Raw genomic sequence first — 20,954 nt, 5'->3', positions numbered from 1 at the left:
CCGATCTCCCCCCTTGAGGGGGAGATGGCCGGCAGGCCAGAGGGGGGTGTGCCGAGGCGAACGCCACCCTACTCGCCATTGACGAAGGCCATGTCGGCGGGGGTGAGTTCGATTGAGCGCAGTTCGCGGTTGACGAGGAAGTGTTCGTTTTCCTCGACCGTATCGGCAAGTTCCACCACCGCGTTGTAGCGCGCGCGGAAGGCTTCGATGATTTCGTTGACGATGACTTCCGGCGCGGAGGCACCGGCCGACAGGCCGACGGTGCTTATGTCACCGATCGTCTCCCAGTCGATCTCGGAGGCGCGCTGCACCAGCACGGACCTGGTGGCCCCTGCCCTGAGCGCCACTTCGACGAGGCGCTTGGAGTTGGACGAATTCGGCGCGCCGACGATCAGGAACAGGTCGCAGCCGGGAGCGGCCTGCTTGACGGCCTCCTGGCGGTTGGTGGTGGCGTAGCAGATCGAATCGGCCGCCGGTGCCGTGAGGTTCGGGAAGCGCTCGTGCAGGCGCTTGATGACGCCGGCGGTGTCGTCAACCGAGAGCGTCGTCTGCGTGACGTAGCCGAGGTTTTCCTCGTCCGGCGGCAGATAGGTCTCGGCGTCGTCGACGGTCTCGACCAGCGAGACCGAGCCTTCCGGCAACTGCCCCATCGTGCCGATCACTTCCGGGTGGCCGGCATGGCCGATCAGCACGACGTGGCGGCCGAGGCGCTGGTGGCGCATCGCCTGCTTGTGGACCTTGGAGACCAGCGGGCAGGTCGCGTCGAGATAGAACAGGTTGCGCGACTGCGCATCTTCCGGAACCGACTTCGGCACGCCATGCGCGGAAAAGACGACCGGCTGCTGGCGGTGTTCTTCCGGGATCTCGTGCAGTTCCTCGACGAAGATCGCGCCCTTCGCCTCCAGGCCTTCCACGACATAGCGGTTGTGCACGATCTCGTGGCGCACATAGACCGGCGCGCCATAGGCCTTCAGCGCCAGAACGACGATCTGGATCGCGCGGTCCACGCCGGCGCAGAAGCCGCGCGGGCCGCACAGTCTGATGGTCAAGTCCGATCGGGTATCAATCATGCTCATCGGTTATCCGGCAATCGGGACGGCAGCAAGGGTTTGCGCCTGATATAGGCCGGCGAGCGCCGCCGCGCCAAGAAAAAACAATTTGATCGCGCGCTTTCAGGGGGCCGGGCGATCGTCTTTCCGCCGGAAAAGCGCATAAAGGGCGACGCCGACAAGCGCTGCGGCGAGGCCATACCAGGTAATGGCATATTGCAGGTGGTTGTTCGGCAGGTCGAACTGGGTGACGGCGCCGATCGGCAGGCCCTTCGGGTTCAGCGCATCGCCGGCATCGACGAAGAAGGGCACGAGCCTGTCGGCCGGGATGCCGGTGCTCGATGCCATCACGTCGAGGTCCTTCCAGTAGAAGATGTTCTTGGTGACGTCGTTGTCCGGCACGATGGAGGACGGCTTTTCGGCAAGACGCGCGCGGGCGAGGCCGACGACCGTCTGCTCGCCGGTCAGCTGGCCCTGCTTGCGCATTTCCGGCTCCTTCGCCTCGAAGGGCACGAAGCCGCGGTTGACGAAGAGGAAGCGGCCGTCGGCAAGCTGGAGCGGCGTGTAGACATAATAGCCGGTCTGGCCGCGCCAGGTGGCGAAGAAGTGGCGCTCGCGGTTGTTGGCGAAGATGCCGGTGACAGTGACGGGGCGGTATTCGATATCCTCGCCCTTCGCCGCCATCGCCTCGATATCGGCAAGCGGCGCAGGCGGCGCCACGCGCCGTTCGGCCATGTCGGCGAGGAGCTGCTCCTTCCATTGCAGGCGCTCGACCTGCCAGGTGCCGAGCGACAGCAGGATGGCGAGCGCTATGAGAAATGCTATCCCGGTGAGGACCGCCTTGCCCCTGCCCGGCCTGCGGCTTGCCGGCACCTCAGCCACGGTCGATTTCGCCCGGGCGCGCATTGTTGCGGTATTGCAGGGTGATCAGCAGGCCCTTGAGGATGCGGGTGAGCCAGAGGCCGAGTCCGATAGCGAGCGGGATCCACAGGATGAAATGCAGCCAGAGCGGCAGGGCGTAGTTCACTTCCGCCCACAGCGCGATGCCGACGACGATGAAGCCGACGATGAGCAGCACGAAGACCACCGGGCCATCGCCCGAATCGGCGAAGGAATAATCGAGGCCGCAGTTCGTGCAGGCGGGCCTCACCTTCAGCAGGCCATTGAACAGCTTGCCCTGGCCGCAGCGCGGGCAACAGCCGCGCACGCCGGCGCTGTAGGGGTCGACGGGCGGAAAGAGCGCCTTGTCCTCGTTCATGGTGCGGCTCCAATCAAACAGGTCTTTCGGCCCTCGGGCCGCTTTCTCGATAGGTAGCGCCGGCTTGGCCCCGCGTCCAACCGAAAAGCCGCGACAAAGGGCCCCAAACGCAAACGGCCGCATCGCTGCGGCCGTTTCGATAAATCGAGCAAGGCTCGTTTACATGTGTGCGATCGGCGCGCCCCAGCCACCCCAGATGTAGATGGAGAAGAAGAGGAAGAGCCAGACCACGTCGACGAAGTGCCAGTACCAGGCGGCGGCCTCGAAGCCGAAATGCTGCTTCGGGGTGAAATCGCCGCGCATGGCGCGGATGAGGCAGACGATCAGGAAGATCGTGCCGACGAGCACGTGGAAGCCGTGGAAGCCGGTCGCCATGAAGAAGGTGGCGCCGTAGATCGAATCCTTGAAGGCGAACGGGGCGTGGGCGTATTCGTAGGCCTGGACGAAGGAGAACAGCACGCCGAGTGCCACGGTCAGCGCCAGGCCGTTGATCAGGCCCTTGCGGTCGTTGTGCAGCAGGGCATGGTGCGCCCAGGTCACGCAGGTGCCCGAAAGCAGCAGGATGACGGTGTTGTAGAGCGGCAGGTGCCAGGGATCGAGAACCTCGATGCCCTTCGGCGGCCACACGCCGCCGGTATAGGTGGCGCGCGCGGCCTGGATGGCTTCGCCAGGGAAGAGGCTGGCATCGAAGAAGGCCCAGAACCAGGCGACGAAGAACATCACCTCGGAGGCGATGAACATGATCATGCCGTAGCGCAGGTGCAGCGAGACGACGCGCGTGTGGTGGCCCTCATGGGCTTCCTTCACCGTATCCGCCCACCAGGCATACATGGTGTAGAGCACGATCAAGAGGCCGATGTAGAAGATCCACGGCGTGGCGAGGTTGACGCCGAACAGGTGGAACGCGCCGCCGGAAACGTAGCGCATGTAGCCGATGCCGCCGAGCGCCATGACGAAGGCGCCGATGGAAGCAAGCAGCGGCCACGGGCTGGGGTCGATGATGTGGTAGTCGTGTTTCTTCTGATGCGCATCGGCCATTTGACTTATCCCCGAATGTATCGCGTTCCGTTCCCGGCATAGCCGGAAACGCATATATTTCAAAGCTTGTTCGCGTCGTCCGTCTTGATATCCGCAGACGAAACCACCGGCTTCGTCGCCTCATGCGGATAGAAGGTATAGGACAGCGTGATCGTGTGGATGCCCTTGGTCTCGACCGGCTTGACGATCTCCGGATCGACGAAGAAGACGACGGGCATGATCAGTTCCTCGCCCGGCTTCAGCGTCGTTTCGGTGAAGCAAAAGCACTGGACCTTGTTGAAATAGGCGCCGGCCGCCTGCGGGGTGACGTTGAACGTCGCCTGGCCGGTGGTCGCCTTGGAGGCCATGTTGCGCGCCCTGTACATGATCTGCACGGTCTCGCCGATCTTCATCTCGACTTCGCGCTGCACCGGCTCGAAGCTCCAGGCGAGGCCCGGACCGACATTGGCGTCGAAGCGCACCTTGATCGTCTTGTCGAGGATGATGTCGGAGGCCTGCTCGACGCGCTGCGTCGTGCCGCCGTAGCCGGTGACCTTGCAGAACATCTCGTAGAGCGGCACGGCGGCATAGGCCATGCCGGCCATGCCGATGACGAAGGAACAGCACATGGCGACGACCGCGCCGTTGCCCATTCCGCTTTTTTCGGGGCCACTCTTTTCGGTCTGCTTCGTCTCGCTCATGATCAACCCGCCATTCCGCCGGCGAATTTCACCAGCGTGACGATGTAGAAGAGCACGACGAGGCCCAGAAGCACGACGCCGAGCGCGATGTTGCGGCCGCGGCGCGACTTCTTCTGGCTTTCCGTGAGATTTACCGTTTCCATTAGATTACCCATCCGAATGACGCGATCAGGTGGTCGAGCATCAGCCCGGAGAAGACCGCGAACAGATAGACGATGGAGAAGGCGAAGAGTTTCTTGGCCGGCACCATCGCGCGGTCGCCTTCCGGCATGCGCAACACGCCGACAGAATACCATACGAAGCCGAGGCCGAGCGCTGCGGCAAAGAGACCGTAGCCGAGGCTGGCGAAGCCGAGGAAGGTCGGCACGACGGCGATGACGGCGGTCAGGATGGCGTAGATCAGGATCTGCACCTTCGTCGTCCACTCGCCGGCGACATTCGGCAGCATCGGCACGCCGACGGCCTCGTAGTCGCGCATCTTGAAGAGCGCGAGCGCCCAGAAGTGTGCGGGGGTCCACAGGAAGGTGATGAGGAAGAGCACGACGCTCTCGATAGAGACGCCGCCGGTGACGCAGGCCCAGCCGATCATCGGCGGAAACGCGCCGGCGGCACCGCCGATGACGATGTTCTGCGGCGTCGAGCGCTTCAGCCACATCGTGTAGATGACGGCGTAGAAGAAGATGGTGAAGGCGAGCAGGCCGGCCGAGAGCCAGTTGACGGCAAGGCCGAGGATGACGACCGAGAAACCGGAGAGCGTCAGGCCGAAGGCGAGCGCTTCTTCCGGGCGGATGCGGCCGGACGGGATGGGACGCTGGGCGGTGCGGGTCATGACCGCATCGATATCCGCGTCGTACCACATGTTGAGGGCACCGGAGGCTCCGGCGCCCACGGCGATACAGAGGATCGCTATGGCGCCGATGAACGGGTTGATCGTGCCGGGCGCCACGACCAGGCCGGCAAAGGCCGTGAAGACGACGAGCGACATGACACGCGGCTTCAGGAGCTCGAAGAAATCACGCGGCGACGCTTCGGAGAGGGTGACCTCGCCGCCGCCTGCTGCTGTGTCGTGATGCTCGATGACCGCCATGTTCTTTCCGCTCTGCTATCTGAGAGAGTCGAGCCTCATGCCCCTCCCTCTCCTCCGTCATCCTCGGGCTTGACCCGAGGATCCACACCCCACGGCACGCCGGAGGGTGTGGCGTGGATCCTCGGGTCAAGCCCGAGGATGACGGAGGGTGGGGGGAAGCGTCGGGTATCCAACGAACCGTCCGGCCTCCGCCGGCATTGCCAGTACTGAGGCCGCCGTTGCCGGCGGCCCCGATCGTCTGAAGACCTTACTTGATCTTCGGGAGCTGTTCCCACTGGTGGAACGGCGGCGGCGAAGAGAGCTGCCATTCCAGCGTGTTGGCGCCCTCGCCCCACGGATTGTCGCCGGCGACGCGCTTCTTGGCGAAGGCTTCGACGATGCTGAAGAGGAAGATCAGCACGGCGAAGGCCGAGATGTACGAGCCGTAGGACGACACCGCGTTCCAGCCTGCGAAGGCATCCGGGTAGTCGATATAGCGGCGCGGCATGCCGGCGAGACCGAGGAAGTGCTGCGGGAAGAAGATCAGGTTCACGCCGACGAACATGACCCAGAAGTGCAGCTTGCCGAGGAATTCCGAATACATGTAGCCGGTCATCTTCGGGAACCAGTAGTACCAGGCCGCGAAGATCGCGAAGACGGCGCCGAGCGACAGAACGTAGTGGAAGTGGGCCACCACGTAGTAGGTGTCGTGCAGCGCACGGTCGAGGCCGGCGTTTGCGAGCTGGACGCCCGTGACGCCGCCGACGGTGAACAGGAAGATGAAGCCGATCGCCCAGACCATCGGCGTGGTGAAGCGGATCGAGCCGCCCCACATCGTCGCGATCCAGGAGAAGATCTTCACGCCCGTCGGAACCGCGATGACCATCGTGGCGAAGACGAAGTAGCGCTGCGTGTCGAGCGACATGCCGACCGTGTACATGTGGTGCGCCCACACGATGAAGCCGACGGCGCCGATCGCGACCATGGCATAGGCCATGCCGAGGTAACCGAAGATCGGCTTCTTCGAGAAGGTCGACACGATGTGGCTGACGATGCCGAAGCCGGGCAGGATCAGGATGTACACTTCCGGGTGGCCGAAGAACCAGAACAGGTGCTGGAAGAGGATCGGGTCACCGCCGTTTTCCGGCGCGAAGAAGGCCGTGCCGAAGTTGCGGTCGGTGAGCAGCATGGTGATGCCGCCTGCCAGAACCGGCAGCGAGAGCAGGAGCAGGAAGGCGGTGATCAGCACCGACCAGGCGAAGAGCGGCATCTTGTGCAGCGTCATGCCCGGAGCGCGCATGTTGAGGATCGTCGTGATGAAGTTGATCGCGCCGAGGATCGAGGATGCGCCGGCGATGTGCAGGCCGAGGATGACGAAATCCATGGCCGGACCGGGCTGGCCCGCAGTCGAGAATGGTGGATAGATCGTCCACCCGCCGCCTGCGCCATAACCGCCGGCCGGGCCTTCGACGAACATCGAGAGCAGGACGAGCAGGAAGGCCGGGATGATCAGCCAGAACGAGATGTTGTTCATGCGCGGGAAGGCCATGTCCGGCGCGCCGATCATGATCGGCACCATCCAGTTGGCAAAACCGCCGATGAGGGCCGGCATGACCATGAAGAAGATCATGATGAGCGCATGCGCCGTCGTGAAGACGTTGAACATGTGCTTGCCGCCGTCGATGGCGGCGTCACCCTCGAAGCCGTAGACCATCTGGGCCAGGCCGTGGAAGATCTGGATGCCCGGCTCCTGCAGCTCCATGCGCATGAAGACCGAGAGCGTGCCGCCGATGATGCCGGCGAGGATCGCGAAGATCAGGTAGAGGGTGCCGATATCCTTGTGGTTGGTCGACAGAAACCAACGCTGAAAGAAAGTGAGCGGCTTGTGTTCGTGGTGATCGTTGTGATCGCCGTGGGCAGCGGATGTTCCGGCCATGGTCTCAACTCCCTTGGAATTACTGCGCGGCGTTCTGCGCGACGGCGACGGACTTGTCCGCACCGTCGACAGACGCCATCAGGGCCTTGTTTGCCTCGCCGACATTCGTCGCGGCGGCAGCAAGCCAGGTATCGAACTTTTCCTGCGAGACGACGCGGATGGCGATCGGCATGAACGCGTGGTCCTTGCCGCAGAGCTCGGAACACTGGCCGTAGAACAGGCCTTCACGGTCGGCCTTGAACCAGGTCTCGTTGAGGCGGCCCGGCACGGCGTCGATCTTGATGCCGAAGGACGGCATGGCGAAGGCGTGGATCACGTCGGCAGCGGTGACGAGGACGCGCACATGCTTGCCGACCGGAACGACCAATTCGTTGTCGACGGCGAGAAGGCGCGGATAGACGGCCTTGTCTTCCTTGCCGGCGCCAGCGCGGTCGCCGTCCTGCAGGAGCAGGCTGTCGAAGGAGAGCGGCGCTTCGCCGACCTGGTATTCATAACCCCAGTACCACTGGAAACCGGTGGCCTTGATCGTCAGCTCCGGCTCTTCCGTGGGAGCGAGCTGCTTGGTCAGAAGCTGGAAGGACGGGATCGCCAGGAAGAGGAGAACGATGACCGGACCGAGCGTCCAGACGACTTCGATCGCCGTGTTGTGGCTGGTCTTGGACGGGACAGGGTTCGCGCTTTCGCGGAATTTCACGACCACGAGGATGAGCAGGACGAGAACGAACAGGGTGACCGGTACGATGAACCAGAGTGTGTACTGCTCGAACCAGCGGATCTCTTCCATCATCGAGGTCGCGGCGGGCTGGAGGCCCTTCTGCCAGTCGAACGGCTGATCAGCGAAAGCGGTCGAAGCAAAGAGCAGACAGCCTAGAGCGGCCAGAACTGCAAAAGCTTTGTTTTTCACAACGTATCTCCCCAAGGCGTTTGATTGGGATCAAACAGGCGCGCAGAATCCCTGCTATACTGAGTGCTTAAAACCACAGTTTCATGCTCGCCGCAACAGCCATGGGGGACCGCCCGTGCGGCATTTTTGCGCAAAAGCAAAAGCCTTGGGCCTATCCCCACAGTTTCTTCATAATTCCCTATAGCATGAAAGGTTTGGCCGCGGCGATCCTGGTTGGAGCACCCTTTGCGCATGCCGCAAGCCCCTGTCCGGCGGGCCTGGGCCACCCCTATTATAAAGTGTGTGCGGACGGTCCAATTTCCGCCTTCAATCAATTGGAAATGAGCGCGCAGGGCTTTTCATTTCGCCCCCGTCCCTTCAAAGATACCCCGACTGATTCGAGATTCCGAGGTTTTCATGGGTTTTGCTCCCCTTTCCCGGCTGTCGCGGGCAGCATTCGGCCTTGCCGTCTTTGCCCTCGGCGCCACGGCGCTCCCGTCCCTTTCGGCGGCCCAGCAGCCCGGCACGGTGAAATCCAACCATGGCGCATGGTCGATCGTCTGCGATCAGCCGGCGGGCGCTTCCGGCGAACAATGCGCGCTGATGCAGAACGTGCTGGCCGAAGACCGGCCGGAACTCGGCCTCTCCGTCGTCGTGCTGAAGACCGCCGACCGCAAGGCGAAGATCCTGCGCGTGCTGGCGCCGCTCGGCGTGCTGCTGCCGAACGGGCTCGGCCTCAATGTCGACGGCAAGGATATCGGGCGGGCCTATTTCGTGCGCTGCTTCGCCGATGGCTGCTATGCCGAAGTCGTGCTGGAAGACGAGCTCTTGAAGACCTTCCGCTCCGGCGCCACCGCAACCTTCATCGTCTTCCAGTCGCCGGAAGAAGGCATCGGCATCCCCGTCGACCTCAAGGGTTTTGGCGAGGGCTACGACGCTCTGCCGTAACCATCCGCCCGGCGGGCTTGCCGCCCGCCGCCGGGGGACTTACATGAACCCCGAACTCACAAGCTGCGGAGCCTGCCATGAACACCGACCTCCTCTCCCTCTTCGATGCCGACGAGGCATCCGTGCAGGCGGTGCTGCGGGAAACGCTGAAGAGCGCCGACGACGGCGAGCTCTTCCTCGAACACGCCCAGGCGGAATCGCTTTCCTTCGACAATGGCCGCCTCAAGGGCGGCAGCTTCAACACCGACCAGGGTTTTGGCCTGCGCGCCGTCGCTGGCGAGGCAGTCGGTTATGCGCATTCCGGCGAGATGACGCTTTCGGCGCTGAAGCGCGCGGCGGATGCAGCCGGTGCCGTGACACGTGGCTATTCCGCCGACTATTCCGAGGCGCCGCAGGGCACCAACCGCCAGCTCTATACGCAGGACAACCCGATCGGCTCGCCGACCTTCGAGCAGAAGGTGGCGCTGCTGACCGAGATCGACGGCTACCTGCGCGGCAAGGACCCGAAAGTGCGGCAGGTGACGGCGTCGATCGCCGCGAGCTGGCAGGTCGTCAACATCCTGCGCGCCGATGGCCACCGCGTCACCGACGTCAGGCCCATGACCCGCGTCAACGTTTCCGTCGTCGTCGGCGACGGCGACCGGCAGGAGACGGGCAGCTACGGCGTCGGCGGGCGCACGACCTTCGACGCCTTCCTCACCGAGGAAAGCTGGCGTTTCGGCGCCGACGAAGCGTTGCGCCAGGCGCTGGTCAATCTGGACGCGGTGGAAGCACCGGCGGGCACGATGGACATCGTGCTCTCCTCCGGCTGGCCGGGCGTGATGCTGCACGAGGCGGTCGGCCATGGCCTTGAGGGCGACTTCAACCGCAAGAAGACGTCTGCCTTCGCCGGATTGCTCGGCGAGCAGGTCGCTGCCAAGGGCGTCACCGTCGTCGACGACGGCACGATCGACAACCGCCGCGGTTCGATCACCGTCGACGACGAGGGCACGCCATCGGCCTACAACGTGCTGATCGAGGACGGCAAACTGGTCGGCTACATGCAGGACCGGCAGAATGCCCGCCTGATGGGCATGAAGGCGACCGGCAACGGCCGCCGGCAGGGTTACGCCTATCGCCCCATGCCGCGCATGACCAACACCTACATGCTCTCCGGCGACAAGACGCCGGAAGAGATCATCGCCTCGGTGAAGAACGGCCTCTACGCCGTCTCCTTCGGCGGCGGGCAGGTGGACATCACCTCCGGCAAGTTCGTCTTCGGCTGCACGGAAGCCTATCTCATCGAGAACGGCAAGGTGACGGCCCCCGTCAAGGGGGCGATGCTGATCGGCAACGGCCCGGACGCCATGCGCCGCGTCTCGATGGTCGGCAACGACACCAAGCTCGACACCGGCATCGGCAATTGCGGCAAGGCCGGCCAATGGGTCCCGGTCGGCGTCGGGCAGCCGCATCTGCGGATGGACCAAATCACCGTGGGCGGGACGAAGACCTGATTTTCCACGAACCGTTCGCGGTGCCCCTCATCCGCCTGCCGGCACCTTCTCCCCGCAAGCGGGGCGAAGGGACGTGTGGCAAGGTCTTTCCAGAAATTGTAACGCCGCTTGGTCATAAAACCGGCGTATCCTCCCCTTCTCCCCGCTTGCAGGGAGAAGGTCGCGGCAGCGGGATGAGGGGCAGCGCCATCATGCGCCGTGGGGCACAACAATCCGCCGCAACAACCACTCCCGAAACGCCCGCGCCTCCGGTGACAGGCGCTTGAAATCGCGAGCGACGAGCCAGTAGGCGCCGTAGCGGATGGAGACGTCGAAGGGTTGCACGAGGCGGCCCGCGGCAATGTCCTCGGCGGCGAAGGAACGGTCGACCAGCGCCACGCCGTGGCCGCGCAGTGCCGCCTGCAGCACCAGGTTGCCCTCCGTGAAGATCTGCGCACGACCCGGCGGCGCCTCGGGCAGGCCGGCGGCGGTAAACCAGCGCTGCCAGCTGCTGCGGTTCTCCTCGTGCAGCAGGGTATAGGCCAGAAGGTCGGCCGGCGTGTCGAGTGGCGGGCCGTCCTCGGCCAGGCACGGCATGATCACCGGGACCATCTCCACATCGGCAAGATGCTCCGCCTGCGCGCGCGGCCAGGCGGTCGCGTCCGTCGAATGGCGGATGGCGATTTCGGGCTCATGGGTGCGGAATTCGATCAGCCGCATGTCGGAATCGACCACGACGTCGATCTCGGGGTGGGCGGAGTGGAAATCGTCGAGGTTCGGCACGAGCCAGCAGGCGGCGAAGGAGGGCTCCGCACTGATTTCCAGCACGCCGCCGCCCCGCCTGCCCCGAATTTCCGACAGGCTCGCATCCATCGCATCGAAGGCACGCGACAGGACCTCGATCAGCGACTGGCCGGCCGTGGTGAGCCGCACGCTGCGGTGGCGGCGCTCGAAGAGCGGCTTGCCGAGCTCGGCCTCCAGCTCCTTGACCTGACGGCTGACGGCCGCCTGCGACACCAGCAGTTCTTCCGCCGCAAGCGTAAAACTTCCGAGCCGGCCTGCCGCCTCGAAACTCCTCAATGCCGTCAAAGGCAGCCGTCCGCGTTTCATCGCATAACCTCAAGTCATTCGAAATCGACGATAAACTCGTTTGAGCAGGGGTGGCAAGCGGGCAGACAATGCGGGTGGTTCAACAGACAGGAGGGCGCAACGATGTTTGGCCCCGTCACGCTCATTTTCATGGACGTCATCCGCATCCTCACCTTCCAGCAGGGTCCGCCCCTGCCCTCGCGCCACAGGAAAGCCGTTGTTAACCACTCGGATACCGACCGGATGCGATAACGGCGGCGAGAAAAAGCAAGGGAAGACGAAGACGACATGCCGATCCGCAGCACAATGCGACAGGGTCTGAAGCGCGCCGTGATCACCGGCGGGCTGGAATTTGCGCATCTGGCGGAGCGGGTCGGGCTGATGGCGTCGGCACGCGGCATGGGCGCGATCTTCACGCTGCATCACGTGCGTCCGAAGGTGGCACAGGCCTTCGATCCCAATGCGCATCTGGAAATCACGCCGGAATTCCTGGACGCCGCGATCGAGCACCTGACGGAAGAGGGCTACCAGTTCGTGGCGCTCGCCGACATGCCGGCGCGCCTTGCCATCGCCCGGGCCGGCGAGCGCTTTGCCGCCTTCACGCTCGACGATGGCTACCGCAACAATGCGGTGCATGCCCAGCCGGTCTTCACCCGCCACAAGGTGCCGTTCACCGTGTTCGTCGCGCCGGGCTTCTGCTGCAAGACGCATGGCATCTGGTGGGAGACGCTGACGGAGTTTTTGCGCGCGGTGCCGCATCTGGAGTTCGATTTTGGCTCCGGTCCCGTCACCATGCCGCTCGCCACGCCCTTCCAGAAACAGGCCGCCTTCAGCCGCTTCGCCCGCTTCATCCAGGAGGAGACGGAGGAAGCGGCGGCGATCGAAAAGCTCGACGCGGCGGCGAAAGCCCATGGCATCGACCCGATGATGCTGACCGAACGGCTGGTCATGCGCGAGCCGGAGCTGAAGAGCCTCGTGCTCAACCCGCTCGCCGCGATCGGCGCCCACACCGTCAGCCACCGGGCGCTTGCCCGCCTCAGCGACGAGGAGGCGCGCCGCGAGATGGAACAATCAGCCGACCGCATCGCCGCCATCATCGGCCACCGCCCGGAAACCTTCGCCTACCCCTATGGCGACCGCGCCGCCGTCTCGCCGCGCGAACACCGGCTCGCCAAGGACCTCGGCTTCCGCGTCGCCGTCACCACGGACCCCGGCACGCTCTCCACCCGCTCCTTCGACGCCCCGACGACGCTGCCGCGCATCTCGCTGAACGGGCTCTACCAGAAGCCGAAATATGTCGGCGCGCTGGCCTCCGGCATCCCGTTCCGGCTGCTCCGCCGCTGATCCCTCACGGATACATCCGCACCTTCGTCCAGCCCTTGCCGTCTTCCGCGTGGCGGAATTCGACGCGGTCGTGCAGGCGGAAGGGGCGGTCATGCCAGAATTCGATTGAGACGGGTTTCAGGCGGAAGCCGGACCAATGCGGCGGACGGGGGATTTCGCCGATCGCGTAGCGGGCGGTGTATTCGGCGACCGCCTTTTCCAGCGCGAAGCGGCTTTCGAGCGGGCGCGACTGTTTCGAGGCCCAGGCGCCGATGCGGCTGCCGCGCGGGCGCGAGGCGTAATATTCGTCCGCCTCGGCATCGGTGACGACCTCGATATCGCCGCGCACGCGCACCTGGCGGCGCAGCGATTTCCAGTGGAAGCACATGGCGGCCTTGTGGGCGCCGAGCAGTTCGACGCCCTTGCGGCTTTCGAAATTCGTGTAGAAGACAAAGCCGCGCTCGTCGAAACCTTTCAAGAGGACCATGCGCACATTGGGCAGGCCGGTCTCGTCGACGGTCGCGAGCGCCAGCGCGTTCGCATCGTTCGGCTCGCTCTTTCCGGCCTCTTCCAGCCATGTGCCGAACAGGGAATAGGGCTCGTTCTCCTGGGTGAAGTCACCGCTTGTTAACGCATTTTCGCTCATATTCGATTCAATGCCGATCTTTTTGACGATAGGGGGCAGACAGGAGTGGATGTCATAGCAAAGTCGCGACCCGAGACAAAGCCATACTGGGCACGCTGCCTTGCGGTTATTGGCGTGACGATGGGCTGCGCGCTTCTGCCGGGCTGCATGGGCGGCCTCGATGTCTTTTCCGACAGCAAGGTCGATGCCGTGCGCACCAGCGCCGTGCCGGCCGGCGCGGAACGGCTGACCGACGAGATCACCGTGCGAAACGCCGTCTCCTCCGCCGATATTTCGCGCACCGCCGGCAGTCCGATCCCCTGGGCGAACTCCGCCTCGGGCAGTGCGGGCGTGATCAACACGATTGCCGAAAACCGCGACGATGCCGGGCGCACCTGCCGCGATTTCGTGACGACGAAACATTCCTATCAGGGGATCGCCAATTATTCCGGCCGCACCTGCCTCGGCAGTTCCGGCGAATGGCTGCTGCTCGCCTTCGATCGCCAGGGTTGAGTACGTTCCACGCGCGTTTTTGCGATTTTTCAACCCTGACCCGTAACCAGTGATTAGGACGTCCTGCCTATCATGACCGGCAAAACGACAATGGGTGGAAGTAATGCGTGACCCCTATTCCGTGCTGGGCGTGAAAAGAAGCGCCGGGCAGGATGAAATCAAGGCGGCCTGGCGCTCGCTGGCAAAAGCGGTGCATCCCGACCAGAACCACGACGACCCCAATGCCACCGTGCGCTTCACCGAGGCCGGCCGGGCCTACGATCTTCTGCGCGACCCCGACAAACGCAGCCGCTACGACCGCCAGCAGCGCGAGGCCGAGCTTCGCCGCATGGAGCAGATGCGCCGCCAGCAGGCCGAGCGCAAGGTGAAGAGCGACCCGCCGCCGCGCATGGCGGACGAAGGCGCGGAAGACATGATCGCGCGCATCTTCGGCGTCGATTCCCGCGGCCAGCCGGCCGAAGCCAAGGCGCAGGCGCAGACCCAGGCCCGTCCGCAGGCGCAGGCCGCGACGGCACCCACGCAGGATGCCCGCACGGCCGCCGTCGAGCCGGAAACAGGCGACGCGGCACCGGGTCGCGGCGTCGCACCGGCCTCCGCCATCATCTCCGCCATCATCCGCCGCATCCGCGGTGGCCGCTCCAAGGCCGACAAAGCGCCGGACTTCTTCGCCGACGTCACGGTCTCCGTCGAGGACATCCTGAACCGCGTGCGCCCGACGCTCGAAACGCCGGACGGCCAGACGCTGCGCGTGCCGATCGGCGCGGGCACGACGGATGGCCAGGTCATGCGCCTCAAGGAGGCCGGCTACCGCTTCGAGAACCTGAAAAAGGGCGATGCCGTCGTCACCGTGCGCGTGGCGCCGGGCCGCTTCCGGGTCGACGGTTTCGACCTGAAGGTCGACCTTCCGGTGACGATCGAAAATGCGGTGCTCGGCTGCGAGACGACGGTCGAGGGGCCGCTCGGCTCCTTCCCCGTGACCGTGCCGGCCTGGTCGGGCTCCGACCAGAAGATCCGCATCGCCGGCGAAGGCCTCGTCATGGACAATGGCGAGCGGGGCGACCTGATTGCCGAAATCCGCCTTCTGCTGTGGGAAAAACCGGACGCCAAGATGATCGACCTGATGCGCAGCCTGCGCGGAGGTCTCTATCTTTAAGCGCTTTGTGACGCTTTCGTAAAAGATGCACCCATTGTTACCGGTGCTAACAGTTCCTGAACCTCCGCGCGCTTGAACCGCAATGCCGCCTATGCCATAGGCACATTTGACTTAAGTATCAGGGGGCAAACCATGGTTCAGGCATCTGGTCTGATGAAGGGCAAGCGCGGCGTCATCATGGGCGTCGCCAACAACCGTTCCATCGCCTGGGGCATCGCCAAGGCTATCCACTCACAGGGCGGCGAAATTGCCCTCACCTACCAGGGTGATGCGCTGAAGAAACGCGTCGAGCCGCTGGCGGTCGAGATCGGCGCGCTGCTGGCCGGCGATTGCGATGTTTCCGACGAAGCGTCGATCGACGCGGTCTTCGAGAACATCGAGAAGACCTGGGGCAAGATCGACTTCCTCGTGCATGCCATCGGTTTCTCCGACAAGGACGAACTGACCGGCCGTTACGTCGACACCACGCCGGCGAACTTCGCCAAGACCATGCAGATCTCGGTCTATTCCTTCACGTCGGTCGCCCGGCGCGCGGAAAAGCTGATGACCGATGGCGGCTCGATGCTGACGCTGACCTATTACGGCGCGGAAAAGGTCATGCCGAACTACAACGTCATGGGCGTCGCCAAGGCGGCACTCGAGGCGAGCGTCAAGTATCTTGCCGTCGACCTCGGCCCGAAGAACATCCGCGTCAACGCCATTTCGGCAGGTCCCATCAAGACGCTCGCCGCCTCCGGCATCGGCGATTTCCGCTACATCCTCAAGTGGAACGAGTACAATGCGCCGCTGCGCCGTACCGTCACCATCGAGGAAGTGGGCGATGTCGGCCTCTACATGCTCTCCGACCTGTCGCGCTCGGTGACCGGCGAGACGCATCACGCCGACAGCGGCTACCACGTCGTCGGCATGAAGGCCGTCGACGCGCCGGACATTTCCGTCATCAAGGAATAGCTTTCGGGATCCTGCGCCTTGCTCATCTACATGATCCGACACGGCCAGACCGCGTGGAATGCAGAGGGCAGGCTGCAAGGCCAGAAGGACATCCCGCTGAACGACACCGGCCGCAAACAGGCGGCCGGTAACGGCGCCGCCCTCAAGCGCATTCTCGGGCAGACGGTTTCCGATTACGATTTCGTGGCGAGCCCGCTCGGACGCACGCGCGAGACGATGGAAATCCTGCGCCGCGCCATGGACCTCGATCCCCTCGCCTACCGCACCGACCCGCGCCTCGTCGAAGTCTCCTTCGGCGACTGGGAGGGCCATACGCTGCCCGAACTGATGGCGAAGGTGCCGGACAGGGTCGAGGAGCGCATGCATTCCAAGTGGAACTTCATTCCGCCGGGGGAAGCGGCCGAAAGCTACGAGATCCTCTCCTGGCGCATCGCCTCCTGGCTCGCCGACGTCAGCGGGCCGACCGTCTGCGTCAGCCATGGCGGGGTTTTTCGCGCGGCGTTCCGGCTGCACGGCATGGCGGAGGAAGAAGCGGCCAACACACCAATCCACCAGGACCGCCTGCTGCGCATCGACGCGACGGGCATGCACTGGCTGTGACGAGCCGCCTGCCTGCTACTGGATAATCTCAAGATCGTTGATGACGCGCTTGCCGTCGACTTCGGTGTAGAACACCAGCACCTTCACGCCCGGCTCCAGGCCTTCGAAATTGAACTCTTCCGGCGCCTGATACTTCTTGCCGTCGTCGAGCGACAGGCTGAGGCCGCCCGTGTCGACACTGGTGATGACGGCCTCGACGTCGGCGCTTTCGGCCGATGCGGCGAGCGGCGAGAGGAAAACGGCCGTAGCCATCAGCGCGGCGATCAGTAAGCGCATCGTGCGAACCCCTGGAAATGAATCAGTCTTTTTTCTGGTCACGTCAGATGCCCCCAAAATATGGCGAAATTCGCCCGTCCCGCGCCCGTTTTGGAATGGATGGCCGGAAAGATCATACGAATCAAGCCGTGGCGCCGGCTCATCCCCCGGATTGTCGGACAAATGCTCTGCGGCGGCCTGGGCCGAATTGGCACGAAGGGTGGTTAACGGGGCGGAAGTGCAAGTATTTCAGTTGCTTATAAATGCAATCTTAAGGATGCAAGCCGTACCGTTTCTCCCTCATCGGGGATCGATTCTTGCCATTGACTGTCGCCCTTCGCCGCCATCTGGCATCCATCGCAGAATGGGCCCGGCCATCGCTCGTGCCGGCGGCGATCGCCGGCTGCGTCATCCTCACCGCGGGCATCATCTACGAGCGGCAGAACGAGCGCGTCTATCTCAACGAGCTGGAAAACCATGTCGCGGGCGACCTTGCGCTGGTCAGCGCGCGCTTGCAGAGCGAGGTGAACAGCGATGTGGCGGCGTTGCGCAGCGTCGCCAACATGTTCGCCGTGGCGCCGGAGCAGGCGACGCTGCAATTCAACGTCTTCGCCCGCAAGCTGATGTTGCAGAACACCCATTTCCGCCGCGTCGGCGTGGCGCCGAACGCCAGGGTCGCCCAGGCCTTCCCGCCGGACGGCAACGAGCATTATCTCGGCAACGACTTCAACCGCTTCCCCTCCTTCCGCAGCGCCGCCCAGACGGACCGCTCGCGCGGGCGTCCGCTGATGTTCGGGCCGGTGCAGTTCGCCAAGGGCGGCCGCGGTTTCAACCTCTTCATGCCGGTCTTCACCACGATCGACGCACGGCCCAATTTCTGGGGCTATATCGACGGGCTGATCGACGAGCGCAAGCTCTTCACCGATGCCGGTCTCATCGATCCCGACCGGCCCGGCCAGCGCGGCGTGCCGCAGCATCCGACCGATATCCGGCTCGCCATTCGCGACGTCAGCGTGCCCGACAACATCGTCGATCCGTTCTTCGGCGCGGCCGAGATCTTCGAAAACGAGCCCGTCGTGCAGGTGCTCGACTTTCCCGGCGGACGCTGGGAGCTGGCGGCCATTCCGGCGAAGGGCTGGCATCACCCGCCGGAAAACCTGACACAGGTGCGCCTGATCATCGCCGCCGCCGCGCTTGTCATCATCGTGCCGATCTTCCTGACCGGCGGCCTCGTCAGCGAGCGCCAGCGCAACATCGCCCGCCTCAAGGCGCGCGAGCGGCAGGTCAAGTCCCTGTCGCAGCGCCTCGACACAGCGCTCGACGCCTCCAAGATCGGCATATGGGAGATCGAGCTTTCGACCGGCGCGCGGCGCTGGGATGCCCAGATGCACCGCATGCATGGCGTGCCGGAAGACGAATCGCCGAACGACCTGGACTGGGACGCCGTGCTCTCGCCGGAGGACGTCGCCGCGGCCAGGGCCGAGATGGACGGGGTCCGTGCCGGCGGCAACGACTACAAGTCGCGGTACTGCATCCGCCTGCCCGACGGAAGCGTGCGCCACATCCGCAATGTCGGCTCCCGCCTTGCCGGCCCGAACGGCGCGGACAAGCTGACCGGCATCAGCTGGGACGTCACCGAGGACGTGCTTTTGAACGAGGCGCTGAAGAGCGCCAAGGACCATGCCGAGGTGCAGAATGCCGAACTCGCCAAGCTGACGCAGCGTCTCGACCTGGCGCTCGATTCCTATGAATGCGGCCTCTGGGAGGCCGATCTGGAGGATGGGTTGACGCTGTGGGACGACCGTATGCACCAGCTCTACGGCATCGTGAACACCGGCGAGCGCATCACCCACGACATGTGGATCAATGCCATCCACCCCGACGACCGCACCGAGGCCGAGCGCAAGGCCAACGAGACCATCCACGAGAACGTGCCCTATATCCGTACGTCGCGCGTCGTGCATCCGGACGGATCGATCCGTCATGTCCAGTCGGTCGGCAAGCTCCACATCGCGCAGGACGGCCGCCGCAAGCTCGTCGGCCTCGCCTTCGACGTCACCGAAGACGTGCAGATGACGGACAGCCTCAGGGAGGCCAAGGAGCGCTCCGACCGGCAGAACGCCGAGCTGGAACAGACGACCCGCCGCCTCGATCTCGCGCTCGATTCCTATCAGTGCGGTCTCTGGGAGGCCGACCTCGATCTCGGCCGGACCTTCTGGGACGTGCGCATGCACCAGCTCTACGGGCTGGCCTTCACCGACGGCATCGTTTCGCACGAGGCCTGGCTTGGTGCGGTGCACCCGGAGGACCGCGGCGATATCACCGCCAATGTCGAGCGCTGCGTTGCGCAGGACCTGCCCTATGTGCATGAGGCGCGCGTCGTGATGCCGGGCGGCGAAATCCGCCATGTACGCTCCGTCGGCAAGATCCACTATGGCCACGGCGGCAGCCGCAAGCTGATCGGCCTTGCCTTCGACGTCACCGAGGACGTCATCCTGAAGGAGCACCTCAAGGCGGCGAAGACGCACGCCGACGCCAAGAACATCGAGCTCGAACAGGCGAAGGTCCGCATCGAGCACAATGCGCTGCACGACCCGCTGACCGGGCTCGGCAACCGCCGCAAGCTGGACGACGAACTGACAGCCATCGCGGCGCTCAGCGAGACGTCCGAGGTGCGCGTCGGCATCCTGCATATCGACCTCGACCGCTTCAAGCAGATCAACGACACGCTCGGCCACGCCGCCGGCGACGCACTGCTGGTGCATGCCTCGCAGGTGCTGCGTGACTCTGCCCGGCCGGGCGATCTCGTCGCGCGCATCGGCGGCGACGAATTCGTCGTCGTGGTCACCGATACGACCGACCAGGCCTATCTCAGCGCGCTGTCGCGCCGCATCATCACGCTGATGCAGCAGCCCGTCGAATATGAGGGGCATCTGTGCCGCTTCGGCGTCAGCATCGGCGTGGCGCTGGCCGAGGGGCGGTCGATCGATACGGCGAAGGTTCTCGTCAATGCCGATATCGCGCTCTATCGCGCCAAGGCGCTCGGCCGCAACCGGCACGAATTCTTCACCGAAGTGCTGCAGGCCGAGATCATCTCGAACAAGCGCATCGCCGACGATATCCTGGCGGGCATCGAGAACAACGAATTCGTGCCCTATTACCAGCCGCAGATCGACGCCGGCACGCTGAAGCTTGCCGGTGCCGAGGCGCTGATCCGCTGGAACCATCCGCGCGACGGGCTTTTGACGCCCGACCGCTTCCTGAAGATCGCGGAAGACCTGAACGTCATGGCGACGCTCGACCGGATCATGCTGGAAAAGGCGCTGATCGACTGCGCGCGCTGGGCGGCGCGGGGGCTGATCATGCCGAAGATCTCGGTCAACGTGTCAGCCCGGCGGCTGCGCGACGAGAGCCTGATCGACAGCCTGACCGGCCTCTCCATCCAGCCCGGCCAGATCGCCTTCGAACTGGTCGAATCGATCTTCCTCGACGAGAGCGACGATGTGGTGCTGTCCAATCTGGAACGCATCAAGGCGCTCGGCATCGATATCGAGATCGACGATTTCGGCACCGGCCATACCTCGATCGTCAGCCTGCTGAAGCTGAAGCCCAAGCGCCTGAAGATCGACCGCCAGCTGGTCGCGCCCATCCTCTCCTCGCGCAACGAACAGGCGCTGGTGCGCTCGATCATCGAGATCGGCCGCTCGCTCAATATCGAAATCGTCGCCGAGGGCGTGGAGACCATGCAGCACGCCGAAATGCTGGGCATGCTCGGTTGCGACCTGTTGCAGGGCTATGCCTTTGCACGGCCGCTATCGCGCGACGCCTTCCTGGCATTCGGCACCGAAATGCGGTGGAAGCTGGCGTCTTAGGGTAGGCATACCCCCCCTCTGGCCTGCCGGCCATCTCCCCCTCAAGGGGGGAGATCGGCAAGATGCCAGGATACCGTCCTTTCCGCAGCGCTTGTGATGGGCGAGACCTGCGCTCCAACCGATCTCCCCCCTTGAGGGGGAGATGGCCGGCAGGCCAGAGGGGGGTGCCGCACGGCAAAACCGCCCACCCATAAGCGAAACCCTTGTCCCTCCCCGCACTTTTCCACTAAGAGAGGACCCACT

At 64.4% G+C, this 20,954-nt stretch carries 20 protein-coding genes; 8 read left to right on the top strand and 12 right to left on the bottom strand.

What is annotated here, in order from left to right; translation table 11 throughout:
• Positions 1-68 precede the first annotated feature (68 nt).
• The 9 genes from ispH to coxB all read right to left on the bottom strand — a co-directional run bounded on the left by ispH (position 69) and on the right by coxB (position 7,931).
• A complete protein-coding gene (gene ispH, locus VGN93_RS02605) occupies positions 69-1,076 on the bottom strand; it encodes a 4-hydroxy-3-methylbut-2-enyl diphosphate reductase (protein WP_327506224.1) in 1,008 nt (335 codons plus the stop codon).
• A 96-nt stretch (positions 1,077-1,172) separates the two neighbouring features.
• Positions 1,173-1,922 (bottom strand): SURF1 family protein, encoded by a 750-nt coding sequence (locus VGN93_RS02600; protein ID WP_327506281.1) that lies wholly within the window; start codon positions 1,920-1,922, stop codon positions 1,173-1,175.
• A gap of 1 nt (position 1,923) precedes the next feature.
• Positions 1,924-2,307 carry a DUF983 domain-containing protein gene (locus tag VGN93_RS02595; RefSeq protein WP_319310628.1) on the bottom strand — a complete coding sequence of 128 codons (384 nt, stop codon included), beginning with the start codon at positions 2,305-2,307 and terminating at the stop codon, positions 1,924-1,926.
• Positions 2,308-2,466: 159 nt separating this feature from the next.
• Positions 2,467-3,345, bottom strand: a complete 879-nt coding sequence (locus tag VGN93_RS02590; protein ID WP_319310625.1) for a cytochrome c oxidase subunit 3 — start codon at positions 3,343-3,345, stop codon at positions 2,467-2,469.
• A 59-nt stretch (positions 3,346-3,404) separates the two neighbouring features.
• Positions 3,405-4,025, bottom strand: coding sequence for a cytochrome c oxidase assembly protein (locus tag VGN93_RS02585; protein ID WP_327506223.1), 621 nt, complete (start codon positions 4,023-4,025; stop codon positions 3,405-3,407).
• Between the two features lie 2 nt (positions 4,026-4,027).
• On the bottom strand, positions 4,028-4,168 hold the full coding sequence (locus tag VGN93_RS02580) for a hypothetical protein (protein ID WP_319310623.1): 141 nt from the start codon (positions 4,166-4,168) through the stop codon (positions 4,028-4,030).
• Positions 4,168-5,112 (bottom strand): heme o synthase, encoded by a 945-nt coding sequence (locus VGN93_RS02575; RefSeq protein ID WP_327506222.1) that lies wholly within the window; start codon positions 5,110-5,112, stop codon positions 4,168-4,170. Before VGN93_RS02575 ends, VGN93_RS02580 begins: the two co-directional genes overlap by 1 nt.
• A gap of 247 nt (positions 5,113-5,359) precedes the next feature.
• Positions 5,360-7,027, bottom strand: coding sequence for a cytochrome c oxidase subunit I (gene ctaD / locus VGN93_RS02570; protein ID WP_327506221.1), 1,668 nt, complete (start codon positions 7,025-7,027; stop codon positions 5,360-5,362).
• 19 nt (positions 7,028-7,046) lie between these two features.
• Positions 7,047-7,931: a cytochrome c oxidase subunit II gene (coxB, locus tag VGN93_RS02565; protein ID WP_319310617.1), complete on the bottom strand. Its 885-nt coding sequence runs from the start codon at positions 7,929-7,931 to the stop codon at positions 7,047-7,049.
• A 396-nt stretch (positions 7,932-8,327) separates the two neighbouring features.
• Here coxB and VGN93_RS02560 point away from each other — a divergent pair, with 396 nt between their 5' ends.
• On the top strand, positions 8,328-8,858 hold the full coding sequence (locus VGN93_RS02560) for an invasion associated locus B family protein (protein WP_327506220.1): 531 nt from the start codon (positions 8,328-8,330) through the stop codon (positions 8,856-8,858).
• 77 nt (positions 8,859-8,935) lie between these two features.
• Positions 8,936-10,351, top strand: coding sequence for a metalloprotease TldD (gene tldD, locus VGN93_RS02555; RefSeq protein ID WP_327506219.1), 1,416 nt, complete (start codon positions 8,936-8,938; stop codon positions 10,349-10,351).
• 189 nt (positions 10,352-10,540) lie between these two features.
• Here the strand turns inward: tldD and VGN93_RS02550 are convergent, their stop codons facing one another.
• Complete coding sequence (locus VGN93_RS02550) at positions 10,541-11,440, bottom strand: LysR substrate-binding domain-containing protein (RefSeq protein WP_327506218.1); 900 nt, start codon at positions 11,438-11,440, stop codon at positions 10,541-10,543.
• A gap of 267 nt (positions 11,441-11,707) precedes the next feature.
• Between VGN93_RS02550 and VGN93_RS02545 the strand changes: the two genes are divergently transcribed.
• Positions 11,708-12,763, top strand: coding sequence for a polysaccharide deacetylase family protein (locus tag VGN93_RS02545; protein WP_327506217.1), 1,056 nt, complete (start codon positions 11,708-11,710; stop codon positions 12,761-12,763).
• A gap of 4 nt (positions 12,764-12,767) precedes the next feature.
• Here the strand turns inward: VGN93_RS02545 and pdxH are convergent, their stop codons facing one another.
• Entirely contained in the window at positions 12,768-13,388 is a 621-nt protein-coding gene (gene pdxH / locus VGN93_RS02540; protein WP_327506216.1) for a pyridoxamine 5'-phosphate oxidase, read from the bottom strand.
• Positions 13,389-13,433: 45 nt separating this feature from the next.
• On the opposite strand from pdxH, the gene VGN93_RS02535 reads away from it, so the two are divergent.
• The 4 genes from VGN93_RS02535 (at position 13,434) to VGN93_RS02520 (ending at position 16,584) form a co-directional block, all read left to right on the top strand.
• Positions 13,434-13,880 (top strand): RT0821/Lpp0805 family surface protein, encoded by a 447-nt coding sequence (locus VGN93_RS02535; RefSeq protein ID WP_413818587.1) that lies wholly within the window; start codon positions 13,434-13,436, stop codon positions 13,878-13,880.
• Between the two features lie 103 nt (positions 13,881-13,983).
• Positions 13,984-15,033 (top strand): DnaJ C-terminal domain-containing protein, encoded by a 1,050-nt coding sequence (locus tag VGN93_RS02530; protein WP_327506215.1) that lies wholly within the window; start codon positions 13,984-13,986, stop codon positions 15,031-15,033.
• A gap of 132 nt (positions 15,034-15,165) precedes the next feature.
• A complete protein-coding gene (gene fabI, locus VGN93_RS02525) occupies positions 15,166-15,984 on the top strand; it encodes an enoyl-ACP reductase FabI (protein WP_319310599.1) in 819 nt (272 codons plus the stop codon).
• A gap of 18 nt (positions 15,985-16,002) precedes the next feature.
• On the top strand, positions 16,003-16,584 hold the full coding sequence (locus VGN93_RS02520) for a histidine phosphatase family protein (RefSeq protein ID WP_327506214.1): 582 nt from the start codon (positions 16,003-16,005) through the stop codon (positions 16,582-16,584).
• A 15-nt stretch (positions 16,585-16,599) separates the two neighbouring features.
• On the opposite strand, the gene VGN93_RS02515 is transcribed toward VGN93_RS02520, so the two are convergent.
• Positions 16,600-16,860 (bottom strand): DUF1344 domain-containing protein, encoded by a 261-nt coding sequence (locus VGN93_RS02515; protein WP_319310597.1) that lies wholly within the window; start codon positions 16,858-16,860, stop codon positions 16,600-16,602.
• 296 nt (positions 16,861-17,156) lie between these two features.
• Between VGN93_RS02515 and VGN93_RS02510 the strand changes: the two genes are divergently transcribed.
• Positions 17,157-20,711: a bifunctional diguanylate cyclase/phosphodiesterase gene (locus tag VGN93_RS02510; protein ID WP_327506213.1), complete on the top strand. Its 3,555-nt coding sequence runs from the start codon at positions 17,157-17,159 to the stop codon at positions 20,709-20,711.
• Positions 20,712-20,954 lie beyond the last annotated feature (243 nt).

Origin of the sequence: Shinella sp. (genome assembly GCF_035998705.1) — a bacterium.
Classification (GTDB): domain Bacteria; phylum Pseudomonadota; class Alphaproteobacteria; order Rhizobiales; family Rhizobiaceae; genus Shinella.
This window is presented reverse-complemented; position numbering and strand designations above follow the sequence as displayed.

Bases quoted from the DNA above. Each gene is read 5' to 3' on its own strand.
- tldD (WP_327506219.1), top strand. From the start codon at position 8,936: ATGAACACCGACCTCCTCTCCCTCTTCGATGCCGACGAGGCATCCGTG.
- VGN93_RS02515 (WP_319310597.1), bottom strand. From the start codon at position 16,860: ATGCGCTTACTGATCGCCGCGCTGATGGCTACGGCCGTTTTCCTCTCG.
- VGN93_RS02590 (WP_319310625.1), bottom strand. From the start codon at position 3,345: ATGGCCGATGCGCATCAGAAGAAACACGACTACCACATCATCGACCCC.
- VGN93_RS02550 (WP_327506218.1), bottom strand. From the start codon at position 11,440: ATGAAACGCGGACGGCTGCCTTTGACGGCATTGAGGAGTTTCGAGGCG.
- VGN93_RS02580 (WP_319310623.1), bottom strand. From the start codon at position 4,168: ATGGAAACGGTAAATCTCACGGAAAGCCAGAAGAAGTCGCGCCGCGGC.
- VGN93_RS02530 (WP_327506215.1), top strand. From the start codon at position 13,984: ATGCGTGACCCCTATTCCGTGCTGGGCGTGAAAAGAAGCGCCGGGCAG.
- fabI (WP_319310599.1), top strand. From the start codon at position 15,166: ATGGTTCAGGCATCTGGTCTGATGAAGGGCAAGCGCGGCGTCATCATG.
- VGN93_RS02595 (WP_319310628.1), bottom strand. From the start codon at position 2,307: ATGAACGAGGACAAGGCGCTCTTTCCGCCCGTCGACCCCTACAGCGCC.
- pdxH (WP_327506216.1), bottom strand. From the start codon at position 13,388: ATGAGCGAAAATGCGTTAACAAGCGGTGACTTCACCCAGGAGAACGAG.
- ctaD (WP_327506221.1), bottom strand. From the start codon at position 7,027: ATGGCCGGAACATCCGCTGCCCACGGCGATCACAACGATCACCACGAA.
- VGN93_RS02585 (WP_327506223.1), bottom strand. From the start codon at position 4,025: ATGAGCGAGACGAAGCAGACCGAAAAGAGTGGCCCCGAAAAAAGCGGA.
- VGN93_RS02575 (WP_327506222.1), bottom strand. From the start codon at position 5,112: ATGGCGGTCATCGAGCATCACGACACAGCAGCAGGCGGCGGCGAGGTC.
- VGN93_RS02545 (WP_327506217.1), top strand. From the start codon at position 11,708: ATGCCGATCCGCAGCACAATGCGACAGGGTCTGAAGCGCGCCGTGATC.
- VGN93_RS02560 (WP_327506220.1), top strand. From the start codon at position 8,328: ATGGGTTTTGCTCCCCTTTCCCGGCTGTCGCGGGCAGCATTCGGCCTT.
- ispH (WP_327506224.1), bottom strand. From the start codon at position 1,076: ATGAGCATGATTGATACCCGATCGGACTTGACCATCAGACTGTGCGGC.